General features: G+C 70.5%; 2 protein-coding genes. Both read right to left on the bottom strand.

The genetic code is table 11. From position 1 onward, the window contains the following. Positions 1 to 1651 (bottom strand): chitinase (locus LCE31_RS38405; protein WP_225022820.1); only part of this gene is annotated, 1651 nt, incomplete at its 3' end. 237 nt (positions 1652 to 1888) lie between these two features. Beyond that, positions 1889 to 2983 carry a chitinase gene (locus tag LCE31_RS38400; protein ID WP_374118704.1) on the bottom strand — a complete coding sequence of 365 codons (1095 nt, stop codon included), beginning with the start codon at positions 2981 to 2983 and terminating at the stop codon, positions 1889 to 1891. Between the last annotated feature and the right edge of the window lie 96 nt (positions 2984 to 3079).

Raw genomic sequence — 3079 nt, 5'->3', positions numbered from 1 at the left:
AGTTGGTGGACCAGGCCATGGCGCCGCGGATGCCGGGCCAGGTCGTCGGGGGCTTGAACGAGCCGCAGTTGGTGCCCTTGGCCAGGCAGTCCAGCGCGTTGTCGACCACCGAGGGCGAGACGTAGCCGCTGCCCGCGCCGCTCGCCGACGCCGGCACGCCGATGCCGACCTGCGAGGGCGAAAGACCGCCCTGGAGCTGGATGCAGGCGAGCGCCGTCATGAAGTCGACGGAGCCCTGCGAGTAGACCTTGCCGTCGCAGCCCAGCATCGAACCACTGTTGTAGTACTGGGTGTTGACGACGGTGAGGATGTCCTTCACCGCGAGCGCGAGCTTGAAGTACTCGGTGCCCGTGGACTGCATGTCCAGCGTCTGGGGCGCCATCGTCAGGACAAATCCCGATCCGGCCTTCGAGGCCAGCTGGTGCAGCGCCTGGCCCATGTAGGTGGAGTTGACGCCGTTCTCCAGGTCGATGTCGATCCCGTTGAAGCCGTACTGCTGCATCAGCGCGTACGCGGAGTTCGCGAACTCGGTCGCGGACGCCGCGCTGTTGACGGAGACGGTGCCGTTCTGGCCGCCCACCGACAGGATCACGGACTTGCCCGCGGCCTGCTTCGCCGCGATGTCCGCCTTGAAGTCGGCGGCGGAGGCGTAGCCGACCGCCGGGTCCAGGGTGAAGGCGAGCCGGCCCGGCGTGCTGGTGGCGTCCGCGAAGGCCACCGCGATGATGTCGTAGTTCGACGGGACGTCCCGCAGCTTCTGCACCGCCGCGCCGTTGGCGAAGTCCTGCCAATAGCCCGTGACCGCGTGCTTCGGCACGGTGCCGCCGCCGGGCGGTGTGGTGCCGCCGCCCGCGGTCGTGGTGACGCTCACGGCCGCCGACTTCGCCGACTCGCCCGCCGAGTTGGTCGCGCTGACCTGGAACCGGTACGTGGTGTTCGCGGCCAGCCCGGAGACCGTGGCGGACGTCCCCGACGTCGACTGGACCTTCGTACCGCCCTGGTAGACGTTGTAGCCGGTGGCGCCGGACGCGGCGGACCAGCTCAGGTTCACGGAGGAGGCGGTGGCGCCGCTCGCGGCGAGCCCGCCGGGTGTGGCGGGCGCCTGCGGGCCGGGGTCGCCGCCCCCGCCGCCGTCGGGGCCGACGAGGGTGAGGTCGTCCGCCACGTACGCGGACTGCCCGTACCAGCCGTGCGTGTAGACGCTGACGGACGTTGTGGACGGACCCGTCGTGAACGTCGTCTTCAGCTGGGTCCAGCCGGAGCTCCCCGGCGTCCAGGTCTGCGGGTCGGTCGTGCCGGTGCCGGTGGCGCCCAGGTAGGTGTACCCGCCCTGGACCCAGGCGCTCAGCGTGTACGAGGAGTTGGGCGCGACGGCGACGCTCTGCGCGCACTGCGCGAAGTCCTGCCCGGCGGGCGTGCCCCGGAGCGCCGCGGTGCCGCCGTGCACGGGGGAGGAGACCACGGCGGTGGTCCCGGCCGCGCAGGTCCAGTTCGCGAGCCCGGACTCGTAGCCGCCGTTCTTGAGGACGTCGATGTCGGCGGCGTGCGCCGTGCCGGCGAGCCCCGCGAGGCTCAGCGCGCCGGCCGCGCGGGCGGCGACGGCGCCGCCCGCGGTTCTGCGGAGCCAGGATCTGTGTCTGGTGCGTTCCACTTGCTGCCTCCGGACGGGGTGGGATGGAGGTGCGGAAAGGGAAACGGTGGCCACCGCTTGACCGGTAAAAATGGTCCAGACCAATGGACTTGTCAAGATGTCCCGGCACATTCCACAGAAAGCCGGGCCCGCACGCGCGGGCGGTCCGGGCGGCAAGAGGGCAACGAAAACGCCGCCCGCGACGGCGGACGGCGTTTCGGGCGGGCCCTGCCTCAGTGGCCCGGGTCGGTCGGAGAGTCAGAGAGCGTGCACGTGCGCGCCCACCGAGCTCGACCAGGCGTTGCCCGCGGAGGCGTCCCAGTTGGTGGACCAGGCCATGGCGCCGCGGATGCCGGGCCAGGTCGTCGGGGGCTTGAACGAGCCGCAGTTGGTGCCCTTCGCCAGGCAGTCCAGCGCGTCGTTGACGACCGACGGGTCCACGTAGCCGCTGCCGGCCGCGCTCGACGACGCCGGTACGCCGATGCCGACCTGCGACGGGTCGAGGCCGCCCTGGAGCTGGATGCAGGCGAGCGCCGTGATGAAGTCGACGGTGCCCTGCGAGTAGACCTTGCCGTCGCAACCCAGCATCGAACCACTGTTGTAGTACTGCATGTTGACGACCGTGAGGATGTCCTTCACGGCCAGTGCCGTCTTGAAGTACTCGGCGGACGTCGACTGCATGTCGATGGTCTGGGGCGCCATCGTCAGGACGAACCCCGACCCGGCCTTCGAGGCCAGCTGGTGCAGCGCCTGCGCCATGTACGTCGAGTTGAGCCCGTTCTCCAGGTCGATGTCGATGCCGTTGAAGCCGTACTGCTGCATCAGCGCGTACGCGGAGTCGGCGAACGCGGAGGCGGACGCGGCGTCGTTGACGGAGACGGTGCCGTTCTGGCCGCCGACGGACAGCACCACGGACTTGCCCTTGGCCTGCTCGGCTGCGATGTCCGCCTTGAACTGGTCGTCGGAGCTGTAGCCCACCGCGGGGTCCAGGCTGAACGAGATCTGCCCCGGTGTGGTCGTGGCGTTCGCGAACGCGACCGCGATGATGTCGTACTGGTCGGGCACGTCCGTGAGCTTCTGGACCTTCGCGCCGTTGTCGAAGTCCTGCCAGTAGCCGGTGACGGCGTGGGCGGGGACCGCGGCTGCGGAGGCGGCCGGAGCGGCGGCGGTGGGGGCCGCGGGCGCCGCCTGCGCGGCTGCGGGGAGGGCGAACGCCGTCGCGGCTGCGACCAGTGAGGCCACCGCGAGGGCGGCCTTGCGCGGAATCGGGGTGAGGTGCACTGCATGGCCTCCGTGGGGGGAGAGCGGACAGAGTGTGTGGGGGGAAGGCTGTTGCGAACTGGTCCAGACCATTCCGCCCCGACCCTCGCGATGTCAAGACTCCGTACGCGAAAGGAAAGACGGAACGCACGGAGCGAGGGCGTCGGGGTGTGGGTGTTGGGGGTGTGG

The organism is Streptomyces sp. 8L (assembly GCF_020176795.1).
Taxonomy (GTDB): domain Bacteria; phylum Actinomycetota; class Actinomycetes; order Streptomycetales; family Streptomycetaceae; genus Streptomyces.
The sequence above is the reverse complement of the archived record's forward strand: the minus strand, read 5'-3'. Positions and strand labels throughout refer to the sequence as shown.

What these genes read in the sequence shown, in the direction of transcription:
- LCE31_RS38400 (WP_374118704.1), bottom strand. Translation starts at nt 2,983, where the DNA reads ATGGTCTGGACCAGTTCGCAACAGCCTTCCCCCCACACACTCTGTCCG.